This is a genomic window from Brevundimonas sp. 01N35 (assembly GCF_056399785.1).
This window is the reverse complement of record NZ_JBFTRZ010000006.1, coordinates 195,494-221,815: the sequence shown is the minus strand read 5'-3', so window position 1 is coordinate 221,815 and position 26,322 is coordinate 195,494. Positions and strand designations below refer to the sequence as shown.

At 67.8% G+C, this 26,322-nt stretch carries 25 protein-coding genes and 1 pseudogene; 11 read left to right on the top strand and 15 right to left on the bottom strand.

The features are described from left to right. From AC1DJ5_RS08635 to AC1DJ5_RS08615, 5 genes and pseudogenes are all read right to left on the bottom strand, one after another. Positions 1-468 (bottom strand): annotated as a pseudogene (locus AC1DJ5_RS08635) (energy transducer TonB); the annotation flags it as partial. A gap of 4 nt (positions 469-472) precedes the next feature. Then, entirely contained in the window at positions 473-937 is a 465-nt protein-coding gene (locus tag AC1DJ5_RS08630; RefSeq protein WP_477020315.1) for an ExbD/TolR family protein, read from the bottom strand. 3 nt (positions 938-940) lie between these two features. After that, positions 941-1,690, bottom strand: a complete 750-nt coding sequence (tolQ, locus tag AC1DJ5_RS08625) for a protein TolQ (RefSeq protein WP_477020314.1) — start codon at positions 1,688-1,690, stop codon at positions 941-943. A 169-nt stretch (positions 1,691-1,859) separates the two neighbouring features. Next, positions 1,860-3,119 (bottom strand): dicarboxylate/amino acid:cation symporter, encoded by a 1,260-nt coding sequence (locus AC1DJ5_RS08620; RefSeq protein ID WP_477020313.1) that lies wholly within the window; start codon positions 3,117-3,119, stop codon positions 1,860-1,862. Positions 3,120-3,244: 125 nt separating this feature from the next. Next, positions 3,245-6,199 carry a TonB-dependent receptor plug domain-containing protein gene (locus AC1DJ5_RS08615; protein ID WP_477020312.1) on the bottom strand — a complete coding sequence of 985 codons (2,955 nt, stop codon included), beginning with the start codon at positions 6,197-6,199 and terminating at the stop codon, positions 3,245-3,247. A gap of 528 nt (positions 6,200-6,727) precedes the next feature. Here AC1DJ5_RS08615 and uvrB point away from each other — a divergent pair. The 4 genes from uvrB (at position 6,728) to AC1DJ5_RS08595 (ending at position 11,105) form a co-directional block, all read left to right on the top strand. Next, entirely contained in the window at positions 6,728-8,947 is a 2,220-nt protein-coding gene (gene uvrB, locus AC1DJ5_RS08610) for an excinuclease ABC subunit UvrB (RefSeq protein ID WP_477020322.1), read from the top strand. Between the two features lie 218 nt (positions 8,948-9,165). After that, positions 9,166-9,513, top strand: a complete 348-nt coding sequence (locus AC1DJ5_RS08605; protein ID WP_477020311.1) for an endonuclease domain-containing protein — start codon at positions 9,166-9,168, stop codon at positions 9,511-9,513. Between the two features lie 962 nt (positions 9,514-10,475). Next, positions 10,476-10,679: a hypothetical protein gene (locus AC1DJ5_RS08600; protein ID WP_477020310.1), complete on the top strand. Its 204-nt coding sequence runs from the start codon at positions 10,476-10,478 to the stop codon at positions 10,677-10,679. A gap of 96 nt (positions 10,680-10,775) precedes the next feature. Continuing rightward, on the top strand, positions 10,776-11,105 hold the full coding sequence (locus tag AC1DJ5_RS08595) for a hypothetical protein (protein WP_477020309.1): 330 nt from the start codon (positions 10,776-10,778) through the stop codon (positions 11,103-11,105). 133 nt (positions 11,106-11,238) lie between these two features. Here AC1DJ5_RS08595 and AC1DJ5_RS08590 read toward each other — a convergent pair whose 3' ends face one another. The 7 genes from AC1DJ5_RS08590 to AC1DJ5_RS08560 form a co-directional block, all read right to left on the bottom strand. Further along, the gene (locus AC1DJ5_RS08590; protein ID WP_441454447.1) at positions 11,239-11,526 is read right to left on the bottom strand and encodes a GNAT family N-acetyltransferase; all 288 of its coding nucleotides are present in this window, start codon (positions 11,524-11,526) and stop codon (positions 11,239-11,241) included. 4 nt (positions 11,527-11,530) lie between these two features. After that, positions 11,531-11,911, bottom strand: a complete 381-nt coding sequence (locus tag AC1DJ5_RS08585; protein WP_477020308.1) for a hypothetical protein — start codon at positions 11,909-11,911, stop codon at positions 11,531-11,533. Positions 11,912-11,924: 13 nt separating this feature from the next. Then, positions 11,925-12,296, bottom strand: a complete 372-nt coding sequence (locus AC1DJ5_RS08580) for a serine/threonine protein kinase (RefSeq protein WP_477020307.1) — start codon at positions 12,294-12,296, stop codon at positions 11,925-11,927. 73 nt (positions 12,297-12,369) lie between these two features. Beyond that, the gene (folB, locus tag AC1DJ5_RS08575; RefSeq protein ID WP_441454450.1) at positions 12,370-12,759 is read right to left on the bottom strand and encodes a dihydroneopterin aldolase; all 390 of its coding nucleotides are present in this window, start codon (positions 12,757-12,759) and stop codon (positions 12,370-12,372) included. After that, complete coding sequence (locus AC1DJ5_RS08570; RefSeq protein WP_477020321.1) at positions 12,756-13,292, bottom strand: 6-pyruvoyl trahydropterin synthase family protein; 537 nt, start codon at positions 13,290-13,292, stop codon at positions 12,756-12,758. The genes folB and AC1DJ5_RS08570 overlap by 4 nt, the downstream gene beginning before the upstream one ends. A 118-nt stretch (positions 13,293-13,410) precedes the next feature. Continuing rightward, positions 13,411-14,190 (bottom strand): SDR family oxidoreductase, encoded by a 780-nt coding sequence (locus AC1DJ5_RS08565; protein ID WP_441454451.1) that lies wholly within the window; start codon positions 14,188-14,190, stop codon positions 13,411-13,413. Next, positions 14,191-14,604 (bottom strand): dihydroneopterin aldolase, encoded by a 414-nt coding sequence (locus AC1DJ5_RS08560; RefSeq protein ID WP_441454452.1) that lies wholly within the window; start codon positions 14,602-14,604, stop codon positions 14,191-14,193. A 154-nt stretch (positions 14,605-14,758) separates the two neighbouring features. Here AC1DJ5_RS08560 and AC1DJ5_RS08555 point away from each other — a divergent pair, with 154 nt between their 5' ends. The 5 genes from AC1DJ5_RS08555 (at position 14,759) to pgsA (ending at position 18,930) form a co-directional block, all read left to right on the top strand. Then, the gene (locus AC1DJ5_RS08555; RefSeq protein WP_441454453.1) at positions 14,759-15,232 is read left to right on the top strand and encodes an NUDIX domain-containing protein; all 474 of its coding nucleotides are present in this window, start codon (positions 14,759-14,761) and stop codon (positions 15,230-15,232) included. A gap of 9 nt (positions 15,233-15,241) precedes the next feature. Continuing rightward, positions 15,242-15,688 carry a DMT family transporter gene (locus tag AC1DJ5_RS08550; RefSeq protein ID WP_441454454.1) on the top strand — a complete coding sequence of 149 codons (447 nt, stop codon included), beginning with the start codon at positions 15,242-15,244 and terminating at the stop codon, positions 15,686-15,688. Positions 15,689-15,704: 16 nt separating this feature from the next. Continuing rightward, positions 15,705-17,585 (top strand): excinuclease ABC subunit UvrC, encoded by a 1,881-nt coding sequence (uvrC, locus tag AC1DJ5_RS08545; RefSeq protein ID WP_477020306.1) that lies wholly within the window; start codon positions 15,705-15,707, stop codon positions 17,583-17,585. A 21-nt stretch (positions 17,586-17,606) separates the two neighbouring features. Further along, a complete protein-coding gene (locus AC1DJ5_RS08540) occupies positions 17,607-18,227 on the top strand; it encodes a carbonic anhydrase (protein ID WP_441454456.1) in 621 nt (206 codons plus the stop codon). A gap of 70 nt (positions 18,228-18,297) precedes the next feature. Then, positions 18,298-18,930: a CDP-diacylglycerol--glycerol-3-phosphate 3-phosphatidyltransferase gene (gene pgsA / locus AC1DJ5_RS08535; RefSeq protein ID WP_441454457.1), complete on the top strand. Its 633-nt coding sequence runs from the start codon at positions 18,298-18,300 to the stop codon at positions 18,928-18,930. A 195-nt stretch (positions 18,931-19,125) separates the two neighbouring features. On the opposite strand, the gene AC1DJ5_RS08530 is transcribed toward pgsA, so the two are convergent. The 3 genes from AC1DJ5_RS08530 to AC1DJ5_RS08520 all read right to left on the bottom strand — a co-directional run bounded on the left by AC1DJ5_RS08530 (position 19,126) and on the right by AC1DJ5_RS08520 (position 24,186). Next, on the bottom strand, positions 19,126-19,656 hold the full coding sequence (locus AC1DJ5_RS08530; protein WP_477020305.1) for a GNAT family N-acetyltransferase: 531 nt from the start codon (positions 19,654-19,656) through the stop codon (positions 19,126-19,128). After that, a complete protein-coding gene (locus AC1DJ5_RS08525) occupies positions 19,653-21,764 on the bottom strand; it encodes a S46 family peptidase (protein ID WP_477020304.1) in 2,112 nt (703 codons plus the stop codon). Before AC1DJ5_RS08525 ends, AC1DJ5_RS08530 begins: the two co-directional genes overlap by 4 nt. A gap of 328 nt (positions 21,765-22,092) precedes the next feature. Continuing rightward, positions 22,093-24,186, bottom strand: coding sequence for a S46 family peptidase (locus AC1DJ5_RS08520; RefSeq protein WP_477020303.1), 2,094 nt, complete (start codon positions 24,184-24,186; stop codon positions 22,093-22,095). Positions 24,187-24,379: 193 nt separating this feature from the next. Between AC1DJ5_RS08520 and AC1DJ5_RS08515 the strand changes: the two genes are divergently transcribed. Further along, a complete protein-coding gene (locus AC1DJ5_RS08515; RefSeq protein ID WP_441454461.1) occupies positions 24,380-25,552 on the top strand; it encodes an ABC transporter permease in 1,173 nt (390 codons plus the stop codon). A gap of 2 nt (positions 25,553-25,554) precedes the next feature. Next, on the top strand, positions 25,555-26,304 hold the full coding sequence (locus tag AC1DJ5_RS08510; RefSeq protein WP_441454753.1) for an ABC transporter ATP-binding protein: 750 nt from the start codon (positions 25,555-25,557) through the stop codon (positions 26,302-26,304). The last annotated feature ends 18 nt before the right edge of the window (positions 26,305-26,322 follow it).

The following is a 26,322-nucleotide window of genomic DNA, read 5'->3' as shown; positions in this document are numbered from 1 at the left end:
GGCCGGCGCAGGCGCAGGCGCGGCCTTCTCAGGCGGCGTCGGCGCGGGGCGCGGCGGCGCAGGCGTCGGCGTGGGCTTAGGCGGCGCGGGCGTCGGCGTCGGGCGCGGCGCGGGGGCCGGAGGGGTCGGCTTGGGCGGCGTCGGCGCGGGCGGACGCGGCGCCGGGGGCGTCGGAACCGGCGGCTTGGGCGCGGGCGGGGTCGGCGGCGGCGGCGTGGGCTTGGGTTCAGGCGGCGTCGGCGCGGGCGGAACCTCGACCGGCGCGGTCGCCCCGTCCTCGGGCGATGGCTCGGGCTGCGGGTTGTCGACCGGGGCGGCGGCGATCACCATCTCGGACACGATCGACACCGGCACCGAGTTCACCAGCGGCTTGGGCTCGTCCTGTTTCGACCACGACACCAGGGCGAGCGCCACCACGCCGGCGTGCAGCGCGAGGGAGCCCAGGATAGCCGGTGACGGACGACGCAAGGGCTCAGCCCTCCGCCGCGTCGTCGGCGGCCGTGTCGGTGATCAGGTTCAGCTTGGTGAAGCCCGAGGCGCTCAGGCGCGCCATCACGCGGGCCACGGCCTGATAGGGCGCGCGGCCGTCGGCGCGGATGAAGACGGCCTTGTCGCGCGCCTTGTCGCCGCCCTCTTCGGCCACGCGAAGCGCCAACGCCTCCCAGCGGACCTCGCTCTCGCCGATGAAGATGGCGCCGTTCTGGTCGATCGAGACCGTGATCGGCTTGTCGGTCGTCTCGACGGCGCTGGCCTCGGTCTTGGGCAGCTCCACCGGCACGCCGACGGTCAGCAGCGGCGCCGAGATCATGAAGATGATCAGCAGCACCAGCATGACGTCGACCAGCGGCGTGACGTTGATCTCGCTTAAGGGACGCTTGCGCGCGCGGCGTCGACCACGCCCGCCGCCCGAGCCGCCTCCTCCTCCACCCATGGCCATGGGTCAGACGCTCCGACGCAGGTTCAGCTCGGCAGACGGCGGCGGCGGCGGCGGGGCCGAGGGCGCGCCCAGACGACGGGCGATGGCCGATTGCAGGTCGTCGGCGAAGGCTTCCAGACGGCCCGTGAACTTGCCCGCCGTCACCGAGAAGGCGTTGAAGGCGATATAGGCCGGGATGGCCGCCGCCAGACCGATGGCCGTGGCGAACAGGGCCTCGGCGATGGCCGGGGCCACGGTCGTCAGATTGGTGTTGCCCGCCGCCGCGATGCGGTCGAACGCGTTCATGATGCCCCAGACCGTGCCGAACAGGCCGATGAAGGGCGAGGCGGTGGCGACCACCGACAACACGCCCAGGCCGTTCTCGATCTTCTGGCTCTCGCGCGCGATCACCGAATCCAGCCCCCGGTCGATGCGGGCGATCAGCATGTTGCCCTGCGTGTCCGTCATGGCCCCGCGCGTCCGCGCTTCGCGCCAGTCCTGCAGCGTCAGCACCAGCATGCGCGGCAGGGGATCGGCGGGCTGGGCCCCCGCTTGCGCGGCGACGTCTTCCAGCGAGCGGCCGCTCTCGACCTGTTTCTCGAACTCGCTCGCCCGGGCGTTCATGCGGGCGAAGCGCACCGCCTTGTCGATGATGATGGTCCACGACCAGACCGAGGCCACGGCCAGGCCGATCATCACCGTCTTCACCACCCAGTCGGCGGTCGCGAACAGCGCGATGGGATTCAGCATGGAGGCGTCGGCGGGCGGGATCATACAGCGTCCTTGGGTCAGTCCGGGTCGTCCGCCTCTATCCAGCGGGCGGACGTGGCGGTTTCATGGCGGCGGTCTAGCGGTCGTCGCGCCCCGCGTCACGGGGGCGATGTCTGACAACCTCGTTATTGCGAGGCTTGAGCATTCGTCCTTCTCCCCTTGAGGGAGAAGTTCACTCGACCGGCTCCGCCTCGCCGCCCTGCACCATCCGCGTCACGGCCATGTCGGCGGTGACATTGCCCAGGGTGCGGAAGATGTCGGGGATGACCTCGACCGCCAGCAGCAGGGGCAGCATTTCCAGCGGCACGCCCATGGCGATGCAGATGGGGGCGATGGAGGCGAAGAAGCTCACCTGACCCGGCAGGCCGACCGTGCCGATGCTGATCAGCATGGCCGTCAGCATGGCGGCGACCAGTTGGCCCATCGACGGCTCGATGCCGAACAGATGGGCGCAATAGATGGCCACCCCCAGGTTGGCGACCGGGCTGGTGACGCGGAACACCGCCACCGCCAGCGGCAGGACCAGCCCCGCCGTGGCGCGCGGCACGCCCAGCATGTCGACCGAGCGCTCGACCATGACCGGCAGGCTGGCCAGCGACGACTGGGTCGAGAAGGCCACGACCTGCGCCGGGGCCGCCGCCCGCGCGAAGCGGCTCAGGCTCACCCGCCCGAAGATCACCGCCAGCGGATAGAACAGCAGGCCGACGCCGATGCAGGCGATGGAGATGATCGCCACATAGTGCAGCAGCACCCCCGCCGCGCTGGCCCCCGCCGTCAGGCCCACGCCCAGCGACAGGGCGAAAACCCCCAGCGGCGCCGCCATCAACACCCAGCGGACGATGACGATCATCGTCTCGCCCACCGCCTCGAAGAAGGTGACCAGCGGCAGGCGCAGCCGCTCGGGCAGGCGCGAAGCCGCGAAGCCGAAGAAGACGGCGAAGACCACGATGCCCAGGATGGCGTCCTCGGCCGCCGCCCGGATCGGGTTGGACGGGGCGATGGTCTTCAGGAACTCGCTGAAGGGAGCCGCCGCGCCGATGCCCGCCGGCGCCGCCGGATGCCCGGCCAGCAGCAGACGCGCGCCCTCGGGGTCGATGGGCCAGAGGGCGTGCAGCCCATAGGCCGCGGCGACGGCATAGAGGGTGGAGCCCAGGATCAGCACGCCGAACAGCAGCATCGCCTTCAGCGCCAGCCGCCCGGTCCGCGCCGCGTCGGCGATGGAGGCGATCCCCGTCACCAGCAGCGAGAAGACCAGCGGGATGATCGTCATCCTCAGGGCGTTCAGCCAAAGCTGGCCCAGGGCGGCGATGAAGTCCGCCGTGCCGTGGCCGCCGGGCAGGCCCCAGGCCTGCGCCGCCGCCCCCGCCGCCAGCCCCAGGGCCAGCGCCAGCAAAACCTGGGCGCTCAGCGACGCCAGAAAGGATCGAGCCATTTTCATACGGCCACGCTAGCAGCGCCCGCGAAACGCGCCAGCCGCTTTCTGCATCCGCCCCGAACGCAGAAAGGGCGGCGAACCGAAGTCCGCCGCCCTCTCCTCAACCTGAAATCAGGTCAGGCTTAGAAGGACTTCGTGAGGTTCACGAAGGCCGTGCGGCCCAGGTAGTCGTAGCCCGAGTACAGCGGGGCGTTGCCGACCCGGTTGTACACGCCAGCCGAGATCACCGGCGGGTTTTCGTTCAGCAGGTTGCGAACGCCGGCCGTGACCGTCCAGCCGTCGGCCCGGTATTGGACCGAGGCGTTGTGCTGGAAGTAGTCGCCGACTTCGAGGTCGTACTGGCTCGTGGTCGGGTTTTCTTCATAGTAGGCGTAGCTGTCCGTGCCCTTGATCCACTCGACGCCGTAGCGCACGCGCCATTGGTCCCAAGCGTAGGACACATCAGCCGTCCCGGTGAATTCCGGGTTGTTGACCATGCCCTTGACGTCTTCCAGCGGGTCCTCTGCGAACAGCTTGCTCGAGACTTCCGTGTACTGGGTGACGCCCAGGTTGAACAGCGCGGTGCCCGGACCGACGTCCTTGCGGTAACGCAGGGTGTAGTCGAGGCCCTTCACGTTGTCGGTGGCCAGGTTCACGTAGCTGTCGTGGACGGTCAGGGCGTTGTTGGCCTTGTCGCGTTCGATCAGACGGCAGAAGCCGGTGTCGGCGGCGAAATCGCCCGGGTTGGAGTCGTAGCAACGGGTCAGGATTTCGCCTGCGCCGGTGCGCGACACGCCGTTTTCGACTTCGATCTCGTAGTAGTCGACGGCGAAGGCCAGATCGCCCCAGCCCGACGGCAACGGCGGCTGAAGCACCAGGCCGATCGTCATGTTGGTCGAGGTTTCAGCCGCCAGGCCGGCGTCGGCGCCGCCCGCGGTGATGACCTTGACGCTGGTGGTCGACTGGAAGTCGCCCGCCAGACCTTCGGCCGTGCAGTTGGCGACGCGGTTCGGGTTCACGCCCGGCGCGCCGTAGTTGTTGCAGCGGTCGTTGGTGTTCGACAGGAAGCCGGTCGTGGCGCCGACGAACTGCTCGAACAGCGCCGGAGCGCGATACGAGGTGCCGTAGGTGCCGCGCAGCGTCACCCAGTCGATCGGACGATAGACCAGGCCGATCTTGTAGGTCGTGTCGTCGCCGTACGAGTCGTAGTCCGTGTAACGGAACGAACCGTTCAGCGTCAGTTCCTTGGCGAACGGGGCGTCGCGCAGCAGCGGCGCTTCGATTTCACCGAAGGCTTCCCACACCGCGTCCGAACCGCGGGTGATGGCCGAGGTCGAGTAGTTGTAGGTGTTGCCCGTCTGCGAATCGAGGCCCGGGACGTCGTTGATTTCCGACTTGCGGTACTCGGCGCCGAAGAAGCCCATGACCTTGCCGGCCGGCAGGTCGAACAGCGGGCCGTCGATGCCGAAGCTGGCGACGGTTTCGGTGAACTCGGTGATGCCCTTGACCGGACGGAAGACGTAGTCGACCCAGTCCTTCGGCAGCACGCCGGCGATGGTCTGCGTGCTCAGAGCCGGCGCCGCGACGCAGCCCGGGTTCGAGGCCAGTTGAGCGCACTGGAACTTGCCCGGTGCGGTCTGGACGACGTCCAGGCTCTCGATCAGGCGGTTCGTCAGGAACTGCTCGCTGGTGTATTCCGAACGCGAACGCGAATAGCTGAGCGAGGCGTCATAGCGCCATTCCGGAATGAAGAAGTCGCCCTTCACGCCCGCGACGTAGCGGCTGAAGTTCACTTCCTGTTGGGAATGGTCGTTGCCGAAGCCGATGAAGGCGCGGACGCCGACGTCCTGTTTCTTGTTCAGGCCCTGGTCGGCGAAGGCGGTGCTTCCGGCCAGGCTGGACGGGATCAGCGGGCTGCCCTTGGCGTAGTCGAGCGCCAATTGCTTGTAGCCGGTCTGCGACGACTTGCGCTGGTTGAACAGGACTTCGCCATAGACTTCGGCGTTGCCCAGGGCGTTCAGCTGATAGCCGCCTTCACCGTAGATGGTGTTGATCTCGACCGGCGAGATCAGCGACTTGTTCAGCATCCGGTCTTCGAAGGTGTCGCGGACGTTGATGTTGTTGGTGCCGCCGCCGACGCCTTCAAAGCCGACCAGGCCCGTCGTGACGCCTGCGTTCGGACGCCAGCGGTTGAAGGTGGTGCCGGTGGCGCCAGCCGCAGCGACGCCGGCCAGGGAGTTGGTGCCGATCGTGTTGATCGTCACGCCGTTCGAGCCGGTCGTGGTCAGCGGATAGCACTTCGACTGGCCGGTCAGCGGGTCGATGTAGTCCTTGTTGTTGCGGAAGCCGTCGGTCTGGCAACGCGTGAACTCACGGTCGCGCAGGGTCAGCTCGTCGCGCTCGTAGCGCTCGATCGAGCCGGCGGCGCGCCAGCGGTCGCCACGGGCGCCGGCCGTCAGCGAATAGCGGCTCGAACCGCCGGCGCCGTTGGCTTCCAGCGGCTCGTTGCGCTGGGCTTCAAAGGTCAGGCCCTCGAAATTCTTGCGGGTCTGGATGTTGACCACGCCGGCCACGGCGTCCGAGCCGTACACCGACGAAGCGCCGTCGCGCAGGACTTCGACGCGGTCGATCATGGCGGTCGGCAGCACGTTCAGGTCGGCTGCGCCGACCGAACCGCGCGAACCGGCGGGCGAAACGCGACGGCCGTTCAGCAGCACCAGGGTGCGGCTCGGGCCCATGCCGCGCAGACCGATGGTGTTGGCGCCGGGGCCGCCGTTGGTGACGTAGCCGCCGTAGGAGTTGTTGATCTGGGCGGTGCCGCCCGTGACGGCGGTGCTCTGCAGGGCTTCCGTGGTCGAGGCGAAGCCTTGCAGCGTCGCTTCTTCGCGCGTCACGACCTGGGTCGGCGACGGGGCGTTGAAGTTGTCGCGGCGAATGCGCGAGCCGACGACGACGATTTCATCGACGGAAGTGGTTTCCTGGGCGGTATTCGTTGCGTCCTGAGCGAACGCGGCTCCCGGAGCGAGCAGGGTCAGCGACAGGGCGGCAGCGCCAGCCACCATCGTCGTGCCCAGCAGGTAGTCTTTACGAGTGCTCATATGCCTCTATTTACCTGTGAATATTGAACAGCAAATACGGCGTTACGTGAACGCCGCTTCGTATACCAATGTTCGACTCTACGTTTCTTGGTTGCACTAACGGCTATGGAAAGCGTCACACAAGGGCAACAGATATCTTTCCGAAAAGCGACGATCGACGGAAAGCTGCGTCATTTTTGACGCCAAGGAACCGATTTTGAACCACAATTCGTCTATTTATGGCTAGATTTAGCCAAATCTGGCCCGCATTGCGGCGTCATTCGGCCGGAATATGGCCAAGCTGGAGCCGTACGGCGGCGAAGACGCGGCCCTCGCCGTCGCCGCGCCGCAATCCACGCCCTATGGCGTCAGCCCCCCGCGCGCACTACCTTGGCGTTCATGGCTCGTTCTCCTTCGAAACCGTCCAAGCCCGTCCACGTGCCGGGGCAAAACCCCAGCCCGAACCACGGCGTTCAGGAGATGGCCGCGCCCTTCCTGCACGACGCCCCGCGCGCCAAGGCGGCCAGGGGCAAGGCGGCGAAGGAGCCCATGTTCGCGCCGGTCGTCGGCCCGCGCCTGACGCCGGAGGAGCCGCCGGCCGCGCCGGGCGACTGGGTCCCGCACCGCCCCTCGCGCGAAGGCAAGAAGAAGGGCGTCCCTTTCCGGCTGGAGACCAAATACACCCCCGCCGGGGACCAGCCCGCCGCCATCAAGGAACTGGTCGCCACGGCCGCGTCCGGAGAGCGGGATCAGGTGCTGCTGGGCGTCACCGGCTCCGGCAAGACCTTCACCATGGCCAAGGTCATCGAGCAGACCCAGCGCCCGGCCCTGATCCTCGCCCCGAACAAGACCCTCGCCGCCCAGCTCTATTCCGAGTTCAAGAGCTTCTTCCCCGACAACGCGGTCGAGTATTTCGTCAGCTACTACGACTACTATCAGCCCGAGGCCTACGTTCCGCGCACCGACACCTACATCGAGAAGGACTCGTCGATTAACGAGCAGATCGACCGGATGCGCCACTCGGCCACCCGCGCGATCCTGGAGCGCGACGACGTCATCGTGGTCGCCTCGGTCTCCTGCATCTACGGCATCGGCTCGGTCGAGACCTACACCGCCATGACCTTCTCCCTGAAGGTCGGCGACCAGATCGACGAGGCCAAGCTGCGCGCCGACCTGATCGCCCTGCAGTACAAGCGCAACGACCTCAACTTCGAGCGCGGCATGTTCCGCAAGCGCGGCGACGTGCTGGAGATCTTCCCCGTCCACATGGAGGACCGCGCCTGGCGCATCCAGCTGTTCGGCGACGACCTGGAGTCGATCCAGGAGTTCGACCCCCTGACCGGCAAGAAGACCGCCGACCTGGAGGAAGTCACCGTCTATGCCGCCAGCCACTACGTCACCCCGCGCCCGTCGCTGAACCAGGCCATCACCGGGATCAAGGACGAGCTGAAGGAGACGCTCGCCTGGATGAACGAGAACGGCAAACTCCTCGAAGCGCAGCGTCTGGAGCAACGCGTGCGCTTCGATCTGGAGATGATGGAGGCCACCGGCGCCTGCGCCGGCATCGAGAACTACAGCCGCTGGCTGACCGGCCGCGCGCCGGGCGAGCCGCCGCCCACCTTCTTCGAATACATCCCCGACAACGCCCTGCTGTTCGTGGACGAGAGCCACGTCACCATCGGCCAGATCAACGGCATGTTCCGGGGCGACTACCGCCGCAAATCGACCCTGGCCGAGTACGGCTTCCGCCTGCCCTCCTGCATCGACAATAGACCTCTGAAGTTCGACGAGTGGGACGCCATGCGGCCCCAGACGGTCCACGTCTCCGCCACCCCCGGCCCGTGGGAGATGGAGCGCACCGGCGGCGTCTTCGTCGAGCAGGTCATCCGCCCCACCGGCCTGATCGACCCCCCGGTCGAGATCCGCCCGGTCTCGGGCCAGACCCGCAACCAGGTCGACGACGTCATCGACGAGGTCAAGGCCGTGGCGCGCCAGGGCTACCGCAGCCTGGTCACCGTCCTGACCAAGAAGATGGCCGAGGACCTGACCGAATACATGCATGAGCAGGGGGTGCGCGTCCGCTACATGCACTCCGACGTCGACACCCTGGAACGCATCGAGATTCTGCGCGACCTGCGCCTCGGCGCCTTCGACGTCCTGATCGGCATCAACCTGCTGCGCGAGGGCCTCGACATCCCCGAGTGCGGCCTGGTCGCCATCCTCGACGCCGACAAGGAGGGCTTCCTGCGCTCGGAAACCTCTCTGATCCAGACCATCGGCCGCGCCGCGCGGAACGTCGACGGCCGCGTCATCCTCTACGCCGACCGCATGACCGGCTCGATGGAACGCGCCATCGCCGAGACCAACCGCCGCCGCGAACGTCAGGAAGCCTACAACCTCGAACACGGCATCACGCCCGAAAGCGTCAAGCGCGACATCAAGGAGATCATGGCGAGCCCCTATGAGACCCGCGAGATGGACCGCCTGACCCGCCCCGGCGTGGCCGAAGCCTCCAAACCCTTCGTCGGCTCCAACTTCCAGGCCGCCCTCAAGGACATGGAGGGCCGCATGCGCACCGCCGCCGCCAACCTCGAGTTCGAAGACGCCGCCCGCCTCCGCGACGAGATCAAGAAGATGAAGCTCCTCGACCTCGAATTCGCCAACGAAGCCCTCACCGGCGCCGGCGAAGACGTCGACAAGTCAGCCCCGAAGCGCTGGCGCGCGGAAGCGGCGGCCGAGAAGGCCGAGGCGTTCAGGAAGGGACGGTAGGAGCTTTCCTTCTTCCCTTGCGGGTGGAGGAAGCTCGCATCGCGAACTGACGACGGGTGGCAGCCGGAGGCCGACGGATGAGGGGTCTCGCGACGCCTGTCGACGACCGGCCTTCTTCCGACCGCCAGAAACCCCTCATCCGCCCCTTCGGGGCACCTTCTCCCGCAAGGGGAGAAGGGACGCTGTTCGCTCGCGCTGAAACTGGCTAGCGTCAGCCTATGGACGACTGGCTGCACACCCGCGCCAAGACGATGCGCCGCGAGCCCGCCCTCTATGAGCGGCGGTTGTGGGCCATTCTGCGGGACCGGCGGCTGGAGGGACTGAAGTTCCGGCGGCAGGTCGTGATCGGGCGCTACGTGGCCGACTTCGTCTGCCTGCGCCATCGCCTGATCGTCGAGGCGGACGGCCCCCACCACGACGACCGCGCCGAGGACGCAGAGCGCGACGACTTTCTGCGCGGGCAGGGTTTCCGCGTGCTGCGGTTCCCCAATCAGCAGATCGAGAACCGGGCGCACGAGGTGCTGGCGGCCATCATCGCGGCGGCGGATGCGAAACTGACGCCATAACCTTCCTTCTCCCCTTGCGGGAGAAGGTGGCGGCCGGAGGCCGACGGATGAGGGGTCGCGCGGCGGGTCGACTTCGGGCCTTCATCCAACGTCCAGAAACCCCTCATCCACCCCTGCGGGGCACCTTCTCCCGCAAGGGGAGAAGGGAAACACACGCCAACCTCACCGTCCCAATCCCCACGATTTCCCGCCTTTCCCCCTCCGCCATCCCCTTCCAACTCGCCCTACCTCCCACCTGCCACCCTGCGCTCGTTCCGTCGCATGGAGGGCTCGTGAGGCCTGCGACCTTGCGGGCGGCGGGAGCGGATGGAGCGGGGTCCTTGTCGGGCTGCGCGGCGCCCGCCGCGGTCTCCGGTCAAGGGCGCTGAGCCCAGCGGACAGGTCGCGGCGGGTTCTGGCGCGCGGTTCACAGATGCAGCGGACGGAGTAAGGGCGAACGCCTGAACCTTCGCCCCGTGGTCTCAAGTAGCCCGCAAGGGCGATAGACCACACATCAAGACAAGGAGCCGACGGGACCTAGCGACGGGGCGTTCGACCCGTCCGTCATAGAGGTTCCGGTCAGGGTCGCGGGGGTTACGCGGACCGTTCCAGGAGGCCTGTCGCAAGCAGGCCCCTGCCCGCCGCGGGCGCCGGGGGTAGCCGCTAACAGCGGCGCCTGCCCCGAGCTCGTGGAAGCCCGTCCGCGCGGAGCGTCAGTCGTCGTCGAAACGGTAATACACATCACACTCCGGGCGTCGGCCCGGCGCTCCGCCCAGCCCTCCAACCGCCCGCTGAAAAGCGCGGCGGCGAAACGCGTGCGCCCTTCTCCCCTTGGGGAGAAGGTGGGCGCCGGAGGCGCTCGGATGAGGGGGAGCTTTCCGCGCCCTCGACGCCGACCGTCCGTTCGCCGCCGCCCGCCCCCTCATCCGTCAGGCGACGCCTGACACCTTCTCCCCCGAGGGGAGAAGGCTATTGGAGCAGACATGGCCCCTCCCCGACCGCCGCGCACCGCACCCGTCCCTCACCCTGATGACGAGCCCGACATGCATCCGGCCGAACTGCGCCGGCTGGAGAAGGAATTCTTCGCCCGCGTCGATCATCTGGTCGCCGTCTTTCAGCGCAAGCACGAGGCCAGCGAGCGCCAGAAGCAGGCGCCGCCCGAACCGCCCCTCAACCCCAACGCCTGAGGCTTGGGCGCCACAGGGGCAGGAAACCACGCCCCCCTCATATGAATATGGGGAACGGCGCAGAAATTGCGGCATTGTCGTGTCGAAGGGTGCATCATGTCGAAATCGAACAATCCAGAATCCGACGACCGTCCCAACCTGCGGATCGTCTCCTCCCCCGAGGCCGAGGTCTATGACCTGATGCGTGCGCCAGAGACCACCGCTGAACGCGTCAAACGCCTGCAGGCTGAGGCGCGCGCCCTGGCCCTCGAACAGGTCGAGGCGCTGGAGGAGGTGCTGCTGAAAGCCTCCGAGATGGCCAAGGACATCGCCGAGGGCGGCGAGGCCTACCCCGTCGGCGCCCGCGAACTGGCCCACCGTCTGGTCATGGACCTGCCCGCCAAGGCCGAAACCATGAAGGCCATCATCGCCAAGAGCCATCCATAATTCTTAGGGCGCTATCGCTCGCGACGCGGTCGCTCGCTGCTTGAGCGCGCGAAGCGCCCTTTCCTTCGCCGTCATCCCGGCCGAAGCGTCAGCGGAGAGCCGGTACCGCCTGACGCCGCCGTCAGCGGGTCGGTCAGCCGACGACGTCGGAATATTCCGGATGCCGCTTCAGCCACACGACTGCATAGCTGCAGATCGGCTCCAGCTTCAGCCCCTCGGCCCGCGCGTGCTCGGCCAGGGACTGCATGAAGGTCGACGCCGCGCCCGTGCCGCGCAGCGCCGGCGCCGCCTCGACGTGCAGGATGACCCGCGTCTTGCCGCGCGCGACATATTCGGCCCAGACGCGACGGGTCTCGCCGTCGGCGTCAGGAAAGTCCTGATGGAAGCGACGGGCGGCGGCGTGGTCCTTGAACTCGGTCATGGGCCTAAGCCGGCCGGTCGTTCAGCAGGGCCAGCAGCCCCAGAACGCTCTTCACCGTGAACCAGATCGACACCAGCACCAGCAGGCAACCGAACAGGATCAGGAAAGGAATGCCGATCAGGAAGGCCGAGGCCACGGCGCTGATGGCGATCAGCACCCACAGCGCCGCGCTGATCCAGAAGACAGACCAGAACAGCTTGATCTGCGCCTCGACGTGCTGGGCCGCCAGCCCCGTCGCCGCGCCGCGATTGATATAGGCCAGCCCCAGCCCGACCAGCACCAGCACGTTGGCGCTGGGGATCGACAGAATATAGAGGATCCACGCCACGATCGCGCCGTCGCGCCCCGCGACGGGCTGAACCGAGGTTCCGTTCGGGTCGGTCATGGGCGCAGGCCTTTCAGTAGAAGAGGCGGTGGGGATGGCGGATCGGCCGGCCTTCCAGCAGGTCCTTCAGCCCAATGGCGCCGCGCACGATGGTCCACACCGCCATGACGAACAGCACGAAGACGCCGACATTGATGGCGATCAGCAGGACCCCGGCGATGATCGAGGCCACCGCCGCCATCAGCGTCCGCTGCTGGAAGATGAAATGGCTGCGCGCCAGGGGATCGCCGGGCGGCGCCTGGCGCCAGAGCCGCAGCAGGCCGATCATCGCCGCCACGCCGAAGGTCGGCACGGTGAACAGGATCAGGGCGTATCCGGCGTAAAGCCCCGCCAGGTCGTCCGACGCCCCCGCGCCGTTGCTGATGTCATCGCGGGACTGGATCATCGAAACCTCTTGCAAGGCGCAACAATGGCGGGACGCGCGGCCCCGCGCAACCGAACTTAGCGGGCGCCGGTCGTTAGCGGGAGTATGCGACTTCGCAGCCCGCCGCCGCCGCGCCGGGAATGGCGCCGGGCTTTTCGACCCGCACCTTGACCGCCAGGACGCGCCCGTCCTCGAGACAGGCCAGGGCCACCCGTTCGGCGAAGGTCTCGACCAGGGCGATATGCTCCCCCCCAGCCAGTTCCCGCGCGATCCGGGCCACGCCCTCGTAATCCAGCGTATCGGACAAGCGATTGATCGGCCCGGCCCCCAAGTCCAGATCGACGTCGACCGTCAGGGGCTGCAACCGGCCGTGCTCATGGGCGTGAACCCCGATGGCGGCCTGAACCTCCAGACCGCGCACCAGCACGGTCAGGCCCAGACGGCGCGGCTCGGACGACGGCAGGGGGGCGATGACGGCGCTCACGACCAAGTCTCCGGCGGCAGGATGTCGTTGATGCTGAAATCGGCCCGATCGCACCAGTCGCCCAGCTTCCACGCCCGCTCGGCCTCGGTCAGGCCCCGCGTCAGGACGGTGTTGGTCGGCGTCTCCTCGATGGCCAGTTCGGCCAGTCGAAAGGGCAGGCCCTCAGCGGCGAGGATGGCTTCCAGCTTGCGCCACAGGGCGATAACCAGGGCCTCGGTCGTCGGGTCGCCGTCGACGGTCAGGACCTGGTTCAGCCGCTGCGGCTCGTGCGCCTGGAACCAGGCCAGCAGCGGGTCGGTGCGGTTCAGCTGGAAGGCGTGGTCCAGGCTGCGGTCGACGAAGCCGTGCCAGCGCCGCTTCAACTGCTCGAACGAGGCGGCGTGGTTCGAGACCCCGAAGGCGATCTCGGCCGTCGGCTCCAGCGTCACCTTGACGAACTCATTGTGCCCGTGCGGCACGGCGCACTTCGACCCCGCATCGGCGATCAGCCGATGCGCCATCGAGAAGCGGCGGGTGAACTGGACGGCAGGCATCAGGGGCAAGGGTTCCGAAAACGCGGGCGCTCCATATAGGCGCCGCGAAAGGTTCGCGCATCAACACCCTGACGACGGCGATGTAAAGGCGCGTCCAAGAACGGCGTCAGGGCCAGCCTCAGGGAAGAGGAATTCCGTCAAAGGCGACGTCGCGCCCCCGGCCGATCAGGCTCTCGCCCCCGTCGATGGTCAGGTTCTGCCCCGTCAGGCTGGGCGTCTCGAGGATGAAGCGCACGGTGCGGGCCACATCCTCCAGCGACGCGCCGCGCCCCAGCGGGGTATCGCGCCATGCCGCTTCGTACTCGGCCTCGGTCTGCTCGCCGCTGCGCAGGATCAGGCCGGGCGAGACGCCGCACAGCCGGATGCGGGGGGCCAGGCCCATGGCCAGTGTCCGCGTCAGCCCCGCCAGACCGACCTTGCCGGCCGTATAGGCGAAGAAGTCCGGGTTCGGACTGTCGACCTTGTGATCCAGGATATTGACCACCACGCCCTCGCCTCCCTGAGCCTCAACGGCGGCGGCGAAGTCGCGGATCAGGAAGACCGGGGCGGTCAGGTTGGACGCCAGATGCGCCGCCCACGACGCCTCGGTCAGGGTCGGCAAGGTATCGTAACGAAACAGGGAGGCGTTGTTGATCAGGGCGTCGATCCGCCCGAAGTGGCCGATCACCCGACCGATCAGGCCGTCGCGGTCCGCCGCCTCGTTCAGGTCCGCCTGAAAGGCCGCGGCGCGCACGCCCTTGGCGGTCAGTTCGTCCACGAGGGCGGCGGCGTCATCCGCCCCGCCGCGATGGTGGACGGCCACGTGCCAACCCGCCTCGGCCAGCGCCCGCGCCAGTCCGGCGCCCACGCGTCGCGCCGCGCCGGTGATCAGCACCACCCTGTCGGCGGCGTTGCTCACTCAGTTCGACCTGCGGCGGAAGATTTCCACGCCCGCGCCGGCGGCTTCGGGGAAGATGTCGGGCTTGACGATCCGCACCCGGCAGGCCTCGACCGGCGGCAGGTCCAGACAGACGCCGATCAGGTCCTCGACCAGGGTTTCCAACAGCTCGACATGATCGCGCCCGCGCCATCCGGCCACATGGTCGCGCACCCGGTCGTAGTCGATGAAACCCCCGTCCGGCAAAGGCCAGCGGGCGAACATCTCGACATTGACGATCAACCGCGTGGGGCGCTCAGGGTGCCGCTCCCACGGGTGCAGGCCGATGCGCACATCGACCGCCACGTCCGACAGAAGGACGCGGACATGGTCCCCGGCGGTGCGCCAGTCGAACCCGCCCGCGCCCATCCCGCTGTCGGGCGCGGTTTCAGTCAACCGAACCGAACTCGTAGAAGTTCACGGCGGCGATGACGGCGATGAAGACGAAGATGATGGCGATGGCCAGCATGGGAAGGCTCCTGTTCAAAGGTCCGAATAGAGGCACAGACGCGACTGTTCAAGCCGCTGTCGCCCGGCCTATCGTCGGCGCATGACCACCTGGCGCACGCGAATCGAGCCCTTCACCCGTCCGCTCTTCTTCGCCTGGTCGCGGATGAACCGGGGCATGACCCTGGGCGTGCGCGGCGTGGCGGTGGACGACGAGGGTCGGGTGCTGCTGGTCAAGCACACCTATCTGCACGGCTGGTGGCTGCCGGGCGGCGGGGTGGACCGGGGCGAGACCACCCACGCCGCAGTGATCCGCGAACTGCGCGAAGAGGCCGGACTGATCGCACGCGGCGAACCGCGCCTGATCTCGGTCCACTCCAATGAACGCTTCTTTCCCGGCGACCACGTCCTCGTCTTCCGCATCGAGAGCTTCGAGCTGACCGAACGCACCAGCCACGGCGAGATCGCCGAGATCGGCTGGTTTCCTCCCGAGGCCCTGCCCGCCGACACCCATCGCGGCAGCCGCGACCGGCTGGCCGAGATCTTCGGCGGCGCGTCCTCAGATCCGAACTGGTAGAGCCGCAGCATGCAGATTCCGATCCTTGTCTTTCTGACCATGCTCCTGGCGGGCGCCGCCACGGCCCTGCAGGGTCCGACCAACGCCAAGCTGGTCACAGCGGTCGGGTCGCCGCTGAACGCAGCCTTCATCTCCTTCGCGGTTGGCACGGTGGCGCTGGGCTGCCTGGCCCTGGCGATGCAGACCCGGCCCGACGTCGGCGCGATGAAGGCCCTGCCGTGGTGGGCCTGGATGGGCGGGCTGTACGGCTGCGCCTTCGTCATTTCCGCCGCCTGGGGCGTGCCGCGCCTCGGCGTGGCCACGACCATCACCCTGATGGTCGCGGGACAGTTGGCGCTCAGTCTGGTGGTCGACCATTTCGGCGCCCTGGGCGTTGCGAAACAGCCGCTGAGCCTGGGCCGGATCGCCGGGGTCGCCCTGGTGATCGGCGGCGTGGTTCTGGTTCGCCGGTCGTGAGCCTATATCCCGCCCGATGACCGAGGAGACGACCGACACTCTGGGCGAAGCCCTGCCGCTTCAGGCCGCCGCCCTGATCGCGGACGAGGCGCGTCGCGCGCCGGACAAGCCCGGCGTCTATCGCATGTACGGCGAGGACGGCGCCTGCCTCTATGTCGGCAAGGCCAAGTCGCTGAAGAAGCGCATCGTCCAGTATGCGCAGGGGCGGTTCCACACCCAGCGCATCGGCCTGATGGTATCGCTGACCCGGTCGATGCAACTGGTGGTCACGGCCACCGAGACCGAGGCCCTGATCCTCGAAGCCGGCTACATCAAGCGGCTGAAGCCGCGCTTCAACGTCCTGCTCAAGGACGACAAGTCCTTCGCCGAGCTGATGATCCGCCGCGACCATCGCGCGCCGCAGGTCCGCAAGCATCGCGGCGCCCACACCATTCCCGGCGACTATTTCGGGCCCTTCGCCTCGACCTGGGCGGTCAACCACACGCTGAACACCCTGCAGAAAGCGTTTCTCCTGCGCTCCTGTTCGGACAGCGTCTTCGAGACGCGCACCCGGCCCTGCATGCTGCATCAGATCAAGCGCTGCTCGGCCCCCTGCACCGGCCTGATCAGCCTGGAGGACTACGCCGAACTGGTCAGCGAGGCGGAACAGTTCCTGCGCGGCAAGTCGCGCGCCGTCATCGCCCGCCTGTCCGGCGACATGCAGGCGGCGTCCGACGAGATGGAGTTCGAACAGGCCGCCCGCCTGCGCGACCGCATCCGCGCCCTGACCGCCATTTCGATGGAGCATTCGGTCGCGGCCGAGAACGTGGGCGAGGCCGACGTCTTTGCGCTTCACGCCGAGGGCGGGCAGGCCTGCGTTCAGGTCTTCTTCTATCGCGCCGGCCAGAACTGGGGCGGGCGAGCCTATTTCCCGCGCGTGGACCGCACGGACAGCGACCCCGTGATCCTGGGCGCCTTCCTGGCCCAGTTCTATGAGGACAAGCCGGTCCCGCGTCAGATCCTGACCAATATCCGCCCGCACGAGATCGAACTGCTGCAGGAGGCCTTCACCCTGAAGGCCGAACGCAAGGTCGAGATCCTTCAGCCCCGGCGCGGCGACAAGCAGAGCGTCCTCGACCACGCCCTGACCAACGCCCGCGAGGCCCTGGGCCGCAAGCTGGCCGAGAACTCGGCCACGTCGAAAATCCTCGACGAGGTTTGCGAGGTCTTCGGCCTGGACGCCCGGCCCGAGCGGATCGAGATCTACGACAACGCCCACATCTCGGGCACGAACGCCGTCGGCGGCATGGTGGTCGCGGGACCCGAGGGTTTCCGCAAGAACCAGTACCGCAAGTTCAACATCCGCGGCGAAGACCTGACCCCCGGCGACGACTACGGCATGATGCGCGAGGTCATGCGTCGCCGCTTCGGCAAGATGGTCAAGGACGAGGAGGCCGGCGAGACGGTCGAGCGCCCCGACCTGCTGCTGATCGACGGCGGCGCGGGGCAGTTGGCCGAGGTGCTGGCGGTGCTGGCTGATCTGGGCGTGGACGACATAATCGCCGTCGGCGTGGCCAAGGGGCCGGATCGGGACGCGGGCAAGGAGCATTTCTTCATGCCCGGCAAGCCGCCCTTCATGCTGCCGCTGAAGTCGCCGGCCCTCTATTACATCCAGCGGCTGCGCGACGAGGCGCACCGCTTCGCCAACGGCGCCCACGCCCAGCGCCGCTCGATGGACATCAAGAAGAACCCGCTGGACGAGATCGAGGGCATCGGCCCGGCCCGCAAGAAGGCCCTGCTGCACGCCTTTGGTTCAGCCAAGGGCGTGTCGCGCGCCGGGGTCGCCGATCTGATCAAGGTCGACGGCGTCAATCAGGCCCTGGCCGAACGCATCCACGCCTTCTTCCGCAAAAGCTGAACCGGGTCTAGGAAGGCCGCCATGACCGATCCCCGCGACGAACTGACCCAAGGCTATCACCGCTTCCGCCAGAACCGCTGGCCGACGGAACACGCCGAATATGAAGCCCTGGTCCACGGCCAGAAGCCGCACACCCTGGTCGTGGCCTGTTCCGACAGCCGCGCCGATCCGGCCCTGATCTTCGACACCGCGCCGGGCGAACTGTTCGTGGTGCGCAACGTCGCCAACCTGGTCCCACCCTATCAGCCGGACGGCAAGCTGCACGGCGTCTCGGCGGCGCTGGAGTTCGGCGTCAACGTGCTTCAGGTCAAGCGCATCGTCGTCATGGGCCACGCCTACTGCGGCGGCGTGAACGCCATGCTCAACGGCTCGCCCGCCAACTGTCAGGACTTTGTCGCTCCCTGGGTCGAGCAGGCCGCCCCGACCGTGCGCCGCGTGGTCGAGGACTTCCCCGCCGATCAGGTCGAGCGCGTGGCCGAGGAGACTGTCGTGCGCCTGTCGCTCGACAACCTGCGCACCTTCCCCTGGATCGCCGAGCGCGAGGCGGCGGGCGAGCTGGCGCTCAGCGGCCTGCATTTCGGCATCGCCGACGGCATCCTGTCCAGGCTGACGGGCGCGAAGCGGTTCGAACGGCTGGACTGAGCCGCCCTCGCCCCCACCCTCGCCTCTGACGGCGAACCATGGCACACCGTCAGGCGTTGCAATGGACGAGATGATGACTGCTCACAAAGCCAACCCGATCCCGAACATCCTGACCAGCGCGCGGCTGGCGGCGGGCGTGGTCATGTTCCTGCTGCTGGCCGGGGCCACCAGCGGCTTTCCCTTCCTGTCGGCGTGGCTGAGCCCTGACGACCAGTTCGCCATGTACCGGACCGGCTTCTGGATCTTCGTCATCGCCGCCTCCACGGACTGGGTCGACGGCTATCTGGCGCGGCGCTGGCACGCCGAGACGCGCTGGGGCGCCATTCTGGACCCCATCGCCGACAAGATCCTGGTCACGGGCGCCATCCTGGGCGTGCTGACGAGCGGGTCGGTGCAGCAGATCATCATCCCCTGCGGCCTGATCCTGTTCCGCGAGTTCGCCGTTTCCGCCCTGCGCGAAGCCATGGCCGGGCGCATCAACCTGCCCGTCACCCTGGCCGCCAAGTGGAAGACGACGCTGCAGATGATCGCCCTGGGTTGCCAGCTGTTCGCCCGCAACTGGGACGGCTGGGGCCTGCCGTTCGACTACCTGCCGGCCTTCCAGCTCTTCTCGGACACCCTGATCTGGCTGGCGGCCCTCATCACCCTGTGGACCGGCTGGCAGTATTTCAGCGCCGCCCAGAAGCAGATGCGCGACGCCTGACCGAACCTTTCTCGGTCCCTTCTCCCGATGGGAGAAGGTGGCCCGAAGGGCCGGATGAGGGTCGTCCCTAGCCGTCGGCGTAAGCCGTCTGTGCCACGGCTCGCGCCGACTGAAACCGCAGCCCCTCACCCTTTCGCCTAGACGGATCGCCTTCGGCTCTCCGAGGCTCAAGCCCTCTCCCGCCGGGAGAGGGTTTTATTTGAGCGCCTTTTCCATGACCACGAACGCCAGATCCCGCGTCTGCGGCAGGCCGAAGCGCTCGTCGTCCAGGGGGAAGGGGCGGGTCTCGCCGGTCAGGGCGTAGCCGCGGCGCTCGTACCAGGCGATCAGTTCTGACCGCTGGCGGATGACGGTCATCTCCATGCGCGTCGCGCCGAAACGGGCGACGGCCTCGGCTTCGGCGGCCTCGATTAGGCGACGGCCGAGGCCGCCGGCTTGGCGGGTCGGATCGACGGTCAGCAGGCCGAGATAGGCCAGGCCCTGCCCCTGATCCGCCACCTGGACGCAGCCGGTCAGGACGCCCTCGACCTCGGCCAGCAGGATGGCCCGGCTGGCGTCGGCGAGGATGTCGAGAAGCTCGGCTTCATCGGTGCGCTGGCCGCCCAGCAGGTCGGCCTCGTGGGTCCAGCCCGCCCGGGCAGCGTCGCCGCGATAGGCGCTTTCGATCAGGCGGTGCAGCGCCGCCACGTCCGAAGACGTGGCGGGCCGGAAAGTCGGGGCGCTCAACGACGCGTCCGGCGTTGAGCGGCCTTGGGCGCGGCCACGCCCAGTTCCTGCACCAGGTGATCCATGCCGTAGACGTCGCGCAGGGCTGTGGTCACGGCCTGGGTGGTGACGATGACGCTGCGGTTGACGTTGCGGTCATAGCCGTAGGCGTTGCGCTGGGTCAGGACGGTGGAGTCGAAATTGGCGCCGATGATCTCGCCCTTGGCGTTCACCGCAGGCGAGCCCGACGAGCCGCCGATGGTGTCGGACGAGACGGCCATGTCCATCACCGTGTTCGGATCGATGCGATCCTTGGCGGCCAGCAGCTTGGGCGCGACGTTGAACGGCTCGGCGCCGGTGGCGCGGTCCCACAGGCCGGCGAAGGTGGTGAAGGCGCCGATGCGTTGGCCCGGAACGTCCGTGCCTTCGACCCGGCCATAGGTCAGGCGGAGCGTCCCCGTAGCGTCAGGATAGACGGCGTCGCCATAGGCGGCGAAACGCGCGGCGGACAGGTCTTCCGAGGCGCGGTCGGTCGGCGCCTTGACCTTGTTGTCCCAGTCGGCGCGGATGGCGCGGGCGTCGGCGTCGATGGCCAGGACGTAGCGGATCAGCGGGTCGGTCGAGGCCTGAACGGCGGGCAGACCGCCCTCCCACAGGGCGCGGCGCACGGCGGGATCGGCCAGCTTGGTGCCTTCAATCAGGCGGGCCGACAGAGCCTCGGGGCTTTCCTTGCCCAGCAGGGTGCGGACATAGGGGCTGTCGACGGTCAGCCATTCGCGGGTCTTGGACAGCCACCATTCCAGACGGATCTGCTCCAGCGCCGCATAGGTCGGACGCTCGGCGAACAGGCCGGACTGCACGCCCGGCAGGCGGCTGTCGGCGTACTCGGACAGACGCTGATCCGACGGCTTGGCGCGTTCCTGAGCGCCGCGCACGATGGCCCGCGCCCATTGGAACAGCGACGAACCGCCCGCCACCGAGGTGGTGCCCATGCCCGTGCCGCCCTCAAGCAGGGCCATCGGCGCATAGAGCTCGCGGGCCAGGGGCTGAACGCCGTCCAGCGTGGCCCAGGGGTCCGTCGCGCCGCCAGCCGCGCGGGCGCGGAAGTCGGCTTCGGCCTCGGCCTTGGTCGCCATGAAGGCGGCGTCGGTCAGGGCGCGCATCCGGCCCAGGCCGCGCTTGTAGGTGTTCTCGACGCCGACGATGGGATCCATGGCGATGAAGGCCTGATCGGCGCCTTCCTCGGAATAGCGGATCAGGCGACCGCGCAGTTCGGAGGCGATCAACTGGTCCATCGGCAGGACCACGTCGCGGATGGTCATCAACTGCGACTGGGTCAGCAGGCGCTGGGTCGCGCCGGGGTTGCCGGTGATGAAGACGGGCTCGCCCTCGGTCGGCTTGTTCGGGTTCCAGGTGAAGTGGATCGGCGTGGCGACCGGCTTGCCGTCCTCATAGAGGCGGATGAAGGCCGCATCGATGGCGAAGCGCGGGAAGGAGAAGTTGTCGAGGTCGCCGCCGAAGGTCGCGGCGCGGTCTTCCGGCGCCCAGGCCAGGCGCACGTCGGAGTATTTGCGGTACTTGTAGAGCTTGAACTGGCCGCCGCGATACAGGCTGACGACCTGGCAGCGGATCTTGGGATCATTGCCGCAAGCCTCGGTCTCGATACGGCCGGCCTCTGCCTCGCGGGCCTGGGTGAAGGCCTGGCCGTCCAGGCCCTGACCCGCCTTGTGCAGGCGTTCGGTGACGTCGACGATCTCGGTCAGGATTTCAGCCGAGGCGCCGGGGCATTTCAGCTCTTCCTCGCGGCTTTTCGGCGTGAAGCCGGTCTCGCCGTACTGCTGCTGGGGGGTGGACAGGTTGGCGACGCAGGTGGCGACGCAGTGGTTGTTGGTCATCACCAGCCCCTGGCCGGAGATGACGCCCGCCGAGCAGCCGCCGAACTTGACCGACGACAGGCGGACCTTGTCGAGCCAGGCCTGATCGATCGAGGTCCCCAGCGTCGCATTGGCGCGGGCGATGGGGAAGTTGTCGTAGGTCCACATCCCCTCCTCGGCCCGGGCCGAGGACGCGACGGACGAAGCGGCGGCGAAGGCCAGGACGGCGGCCGAGGCGAAGAGCATGTGACGCATGGAAAACTCCTGGTTCAGACTCTGGCGAGGAAAAACAGAGTCCAATTCGTCTGAATAGTCTGAAATCGGCTGGAAGGAACCTAGCAGGCCGGTGCGTCAGACGGGGGCGTAGTTCCTTCTCCCCTTGAGGGAGAAGGTGCGCGCCGAAGGCGCTCGGATAAGGGGTGTCGGCGCGAGGTTATGAAAAAGGGGGGCCGGCGGCGAGCCTGAAAATCAGACCGCGCCGCCGACACCCCTCATCCGTCATGCTGCGCATGACACCTTCTCCCACAAGGGGAGAAGGGTCATTCTTTTTGCGCTAACGCCTGCGGCTGCTTGAGCGCCGCAGTTAGCGCGTCACGCCCAGTTCGCGCAGGAGGCGCGGCTGGTTGTAGACGTTGCGCAGGGCCTCGGTGACGGCGGCGGTCGAGACCGAAACCGTGCGGTTCAGTTCGCCGTCGTAGCCGAACGAGCCGCCCAGCGAGTGGATGTTGCCGTCGAAGGCGGCGCCGATCACTTCGCCCTTGGCGTTGATCACCGGCGAGCCCGAGTTGCCGCCGATGATGTCGTTGGTCGAGACGAAGTCATAGACCGTCGCCTTGTTGACGCGGCTCTCGGCGTCGAGGAAGCGCTGGGCCGCGTTGAACGGCTCGGCGCCCGTGGCGCGTTCGTACAGGCCGCCGATCTGGGTGAAGGCCGGCACGGTCACGCCGCGATAGGTCCAGCCCTTGACCGCACCGTAGGACAGACGCAGCGAGAAGGTGGCGTCGGGATACAGGTTGTCGCCATAGACGGCGAAGCGGGCCTGGGCGACCTTTTCGGCGGCGCGGGCGGTCGGGGCGTTGACGCCCGCGTCCCACTGGGTGCGGACGGCCTGGGCCGCATCGTCATTGGCCAGGACGAAGGCGATCATCGGGTCGCCCGACGAGGCCAGCTGTTCCGGCGTCATGGCCAGGGCCTGGGCGCGGAAGGCCGGGTCGATCAGCCTGGTCTCGACCAGTTTGGCGGCGATGCCCTCGGGGTTCTCGCGGCCCAGCATCGCCTTCACCTCGGCGTTGTCGACGGTCAGGTATTCGCGGGTCTTGGACAGCCAGAAGGACAGCTGGATCTCCTCGACGCCCTTGGCGATCGGCGCTTCCGAGGCCAGGCGGCGGCCCAGGGCGGCGATGTCGCTGTCGGCGTAGCCGGCGCGGCGCTCGGCGACCGGCTTGGCGCGTTCCTTGGAGGCGCGGACGATGGCGCGGGCGTAGGAGTACAGGGTCGAACCGCCGCCGGCGTTACCTTCCAGCTGGCGGTAGGGCAGGTAGAGGTCGCGGGCTGTGTCCTGGACCTTTTCCAGATCCGTCCACGGATCGCCGATGCGCTGAGCCAGGGCCGGGTCGGCGGCGACGCGCTGACGCAGTTCGGCTTCTTCCTGGCGCTTCTTGCCCATGAAGGCCGGATCGGTCAGGGCGCCTTCCTGGCCGTAATAGACCTTGAAGCTGTTCTCGAGACCGAAGATCGGGTCCAGGGCGACGCGCTTTTCTTCCTCGCCCTGCGTCGAGTATTCGACCAGACGGCCGCGCAGTTCCGATCCCTGGATCAGGGTGACGGGGATCTGCTGGTCGCGCAGGCGCTCCAGCTGGCTCATGGTCAACAGGCGCGAGGTCGAGCCGGGGTTGCCGGCGACGAAGGTGACTTCGCCTTCCTTGGGCGCGTTCGGGTTCCACTTGAGGTGGTTCGGCGTGACGACCGGCTTGCCGTCCTCGTAGGCGCGCAGGAAGGCGGAATCGAGGGCGTAGCGGGGGAAGTTGAAGTTGTCGGGGTCGCCGCCGAAGAAGGCCGCCTGGAACTCCGGGGCGAAGACCAGACGCACGTCTTCATACTTGCGGAACTGATAGAGGGCGTACTTGCCGCCGCGATAGAAGCTGATGACCTGGCAGGTCAGCTTGCGGTCGTCGCCGCAGGCCTCCTTCTGGATCTTGTCGATCTCGGCCGAGCGGGCCTGGACGAAGGCCGCGCCTTCGAGCCCTGCGCCAGCGCCGAGCACGCGCTCGGTCACGTCGGTGATGCCGGTCAGGACCTCGGCCGTCTGGCCGGGGCATTTCTTCTCTTCCTCGCGCGTGGCCGGCATCCAGCCGTTCTTGACGTAGTCGTTCTGGGCCGTGGACAGGTCCTGCACGCAGGAGATGACGCAGTGGTGGTTGGTCAGGATCAGGCCTTCGCCCGAAACGAACGAGGCCGAGCAACCCTGCAGGCGCACGGCGGCGTTGCGCACGCCGTCCAGCCAGGCCTGGTCGATGCGCGTGCCGTATTTGTCGTTCACCGTCTGGATGGGGAAGTTGTCGAACGTCCACATGCCTTCGTCGGCGCGGGCGGGCGTGGCGGGCGCGCTGATCACGGCGGCGGCGAGGCCCAGGGCGGCCAGCGAGGCGGTGAAGGAAAAGGTGCGGCGAAGCGACATATGGCTCTCCCGGCGCGCAAGGCCCGGCGCCTCGCGTCTGTTATTATGCAACCAGCGCCGCCGATGGACGGGCCTCAAATCCCCATAGTCCCGCTGTCGAGCGAGGGGAAGCCGCAGCCTTACCCCGATTTAACTTGGCCGCAGCCCGCAGCGCGGTCAGATAACACTGCAAGTCAGGGGTTTGAGACGCGTCATGTCACTCGCGCTATCCACGCTGCTCTTCGAGTGGCGACGCTATATGGCCGCCGTCATGGCGCTGGCCCTCTCGGGCCTGCTCGTGCTGGCGATGACCGGGGTCTTCATCGGCATCGGCAAGGGCTTCACCGCCCAGATCGAACGCTCGCGCGCCGATGTCTTCGTGCTGCAGCCCGGGGCCAAGAGCATCATGAACGGGCCGTCGGGCGTGCCGCGCCGGTTCATCCCGCAAGTCTACAACCACCCCGAAGTCATCGAGGTTCAACCGCTGGACGGCGCGGGCGGCACCTTCCAGTCGGTCAAGAACGTCGACCCCACCCTGTCCCAGGCGGATCGCGCCAAACAGGGCGCGCCGCGTCAGCAATTCGTGGCGACCCGGATCATCGACACCATTCCCGGCGCCGTGACCATTCCCACCGACTATTCCGCCGACCTGGTCGAGGCGCTGCGCCGTCCCTATGCGGTGGCGATCGACGAAACGGCGCTCAGGCCGCTGGGCGTCAAGCTGGGCGACAAGGCCCTCTACAACGGCCAGACCGTCACCGTCGCCGCCATCACCCGCGGCTACCCCAACATGATGCAGCCGACCATCGTGATGTCGCGCGACACGCTACGGATGCTCGGCCAGGCCGACACCGGCCCCCGCGTCGGCCCCCTGATGATCAAGCTGCGTGATCCGGCCAAGGCGGACGTCGTCGTCGCGCAACTGAACGCCATGGGCAACGGCCAGTGGAAGGCCTGGACGCGTCAGGCCCTGGCCGACGCCAACTCCAGCGCCATGTTCGAGGAAGGCATCCTGGTCATCATCATCGGCGGCTGCGTGGTGCTGGGCATCATCATCGGCGTGGCCATCACCTGGCAGACCCTGCGCGGCGCCATCATGGCCAACATCAAGGAGTTCGCCTCGCTGCGCGCCCTGGGCGTCGGCATGGGCTCCCTGCGCCGCATCGTCATGGAGCTGAGCTTCTGGGTCGGCCTGGTCGGCGTGGCCGCCGCCATAGGCCTGACCTGGCTGCTGTCGCTGTTCGCCCTGTCCAAGGCCGTCATCATCGCCCTGCCCCTGCCGCTGCTGATCGTGGTGGGCGGCGGGCTGATCGCCATCGCCATGGTGTCGGGCCTGCTGTCGATGGGCATCCTGAAGAAGAGCCAACCTGCGGACCTGTTGCGATGAACATGCACACGAAAGTTCAAGGCAAGCATGGCGAATTCGCCATCGAGGCCAAGGGTCTGGTCAAGCGGTTCAAGTCCGGCAAGTCCTATGTGGAGGTGCTGAAGGGCGTGGACTTCGACGCCCGCCACGGCGATCTGACCATGGTCATGGGGCCGTCCGGTTCGGGCAAGTCGACGCTGATCGCCGCCCTGTCGGGCCTGCTGCGCCCCGAACAGGGCCGGGTCGACGCCCTGGACGTCGATGACATGTGGAAGCTGTCGTCGGGCAAGATCGACAAGTTCCGCCTGGACCACTGCGGCTTCATCTTCCAGGGCTTCAACCTGTTCCCGGCCCTCAGCGCCCTGCAGCAGGTGACGACGGTGCTGAAGTTCCAGGGTCTGACCCCGGATCAGGCCAAAAAGCGCGCCACCCTGGCGCTGGAGGAGGTCGGCCTGGGCCATCGCCTGCATCAGCGGCCGTCGGCCCTGTCCGGCGGCGAGAAGCAGCGCGTCGCCATCGCCCGCGCCCTGGCCAAGGACCCGCAGATCCTGTTCGCCGACGAACCGACCTCGGCCCTGGACGGCGAGAACGGCCAGATCGTCATCAAGCTGCTGCGTCGGGCCGCCACCGAACACGGCGCCGCGGTCATCTGCGTGACCCACGACCCCCGCCTGGAAGCCTGGGCCGACCGGGTCATCCACATCGAAGACGGCGTGATCATCGACGACCAGCGCCGCATCCCCAATCCTGACGCCGTTCTGGCCTCGCACTAGACCTCGATCCCAAGGACA

Bases quoted from the DNA above. Each gene is read 5' to 3' on its own strand.
- AC1DJ5_RS08630 (WP_477020315.1), bottom strand. From the start codon at position 937: ATGGCCATGGGTGGAGGAGGAGGCGGCTCGGGCGGCGGGCGTGGTCGA.
- tolQ (WP_477020314.1), bottom strand. From the start codon at position 1,690: ATGATCCCGCCCGCCGACGCCTCCATGCTGAATCCCATCGCGCTGTTC.
- AC1DJ5_RS08620 (WP_477020313.1), bottom strand. From the start codon at position 3,119: ATGGCTCGATCCTTTCTGGCGTCGCTGAGCGCCCAGGTTTTGCTGGCG.
- AC1DJ5_RS08615 (WP_477020312.1), bottom strand. From the start codon at position 6,199: ATGAGCACTCGTAAAGACTACCTGCTGGGCACGACGATGGTGGCTGGC.
- uvrB (WP_477020322.1), top strand. From the start codon at position 6,728: ATGTTCGCGCCGGTCGTCGGCCCGCGCCTGACGCCGGAGGAGCCGCCG.
- AC1DJ5_RS08605 (WP_477020311.1), top strand. From the start codon at position 9,166: ATGGACGACTGGCTGCACACCCGCGCCAAGACGATGCGCCGCGAGCCC.
- AC1DJ5_RS08600 (WP_477020310.1), top strand. From the start codon at position 10,476: ATGGCCCCTCCCCGACCGCCGCGCACCGCACCCGTCCCTCACCCTGAT.
- AC1DJ5_RS08595 (WP_477020309.1), top strand. From the start codon at position 10,776: ATGTCGAAATCGAACAATCCAGAATCCGACGACCGTCCCAACCTGCGG.
- AC1DJ5_RS08590 (WP_441454447.1), bottom strand. From the start codon at position 11,526: ATGACCGAGTTCAAGGACCACGCCGCCGCCCGTCGCTTCCATCAGGAC.
- AC1DJ5_RS08585 (WP_477020308.1), bottom strand. From the start codon at position 11,911: ATGACCGACCCGAACGGAACCTCGGTTCAGCCCGTCGCGGGGCGCGAC.
- AC1DJ5_RS08580 (WP_477020307.1), bottom strand. From the start codon at position 12,296: ATGATCCAGTCCCGCGATGACATCAGCAACGGCGCGGGGGCGTCGGAC.
- AC1DJ5_RS08570 (WP_477020321.1), bottom strand. From the start codon at position 13,292: ATGCCTGCCGTCCAGTTCACCCGCCGCTTCTCGATGGCGCATCGGCTG.
- AC1DJ5_RS08555 (WP_441454453.1), top strand. From the start codon at position 14,759: ATGACCACCTGGCGCACGCGAATCGAGCCCTTCACCCGTCCGCTCTTC.
- AC1DJ5_RS08550 (WP_441454454.1), top strand. From the start codon at position 15,242: ATGCAGATTCCGATCCTTGTCTTTCTGACCATGCTCCTGGCGGGCGCC.
- uvrC (WP_477020306.1), top strand. From the start codon at position 15,705: ATGACCGAGGAGACGACCGACACTCTGGGCGAAGCCCTGCCGCTTCAG.
- AC1DJ5_RS08540 (WP_441454456.1), top strand. From the start codon at position 17,607: ATGACCGATCCCCGCGACGAACTGACCCAAGGCTATCACCGCTTCCGC.
- pgsA (WP_441454457.1), top strand. From the start codon at position 18,298: ATGATGACTGCTCACAAAGCCAACCCGATCCCGAACATCCTGACCAGC.
- AC1DJ5_RS08525 (WP_477020304.1), bottom strand. From the start codon at position 21,764: ATGCGTCACATGCTCTTCGCCTCGGCCGCCGTCCTGGCCTTCGCCGCC.
- AC1DJ5_RS08520 (WP_477020303.1), bottom strand. From the start codon at position 24,186: ATGTCGCTTCGCCGCACCTTTTCCTTCACCGCCTCGCTGGCCGCCCTG.
- AC1DJ5_RS08515 (WP_441454461.1), top strand. From the start codon at position 24,380: ATGTCACTCGCGCTATCCACGCTGCTCTTCGAGTGGCGACGCTATATG.
- AC1DJ5_RS08510 (WP_441454753.1), top strand. From the start codon at position 25,555: ATGCACACGAAAGTTCAAGGCAAGCATGGCGAATTCGCCATCGAGGCC.